This is a genomic window from Psychrobacter sp. GW64-MNA-CIBAN-0177 (assembly GCF_040309585.1).
Lineage (GTDB): Bacteria > Pseudomonadota > Gammaproteobacteria > Pseudomonadales > Moraxellaceae > Psychrobacter > Psychrobacter okhotskensis.
Genome location: NZ_JBEOOY010000492.1, coordinates 1 through 248 on the forward strand (window position 1 = coordinate 1; position 248 = coordinate 248).

Genomic DNA, 248 nt, shown 5'->3' on the forward strand with positions numbered 1-248 from the left:
TTCTTTAGCAAAACGCTTTGCAACGGCTTTACCAATACCACGGCTGGCACCAGTGACTAAAATAATCGTACGGCTCATGATAATACCTCTATTAATTTGTCGAGTCGGGCAGGTTTGTCAATAGGATAGCTAATAATAGGTTGGGCTTGACGTTTTGCCAAGTTGCTAAGTACATTGCCACTACCACATTCAATCAAAATATTAATTTGTTTGTCAGATAATGCTTGCATGGTTTGTGACCACAATAC

General features: G+C 39.5%; 1 protein-coding gene and 1 pseudogene. Both read right to left on the bottom strand.

The window, feature by feature from the left end:
- Window positions 1-78 (bottom strand): SDR family NAD(P)-dependent oxidoreductase (locus AAEY79_RS16725; protein ID WP_407074213.1); only part of this gene is annotated, 78 nt, incomplete at its 3' end.
- Window positions 75-248, bottom strand: a pseudogene (locus tag AAEY79_RS15950) ([acyl-carrier-protein] S-malonyltransferase); the annotation flags it as partial. The pseudogene AAEY79_RS15950 and the gene AAEY79_RS16725, both read right to left, overlap by 4 nt.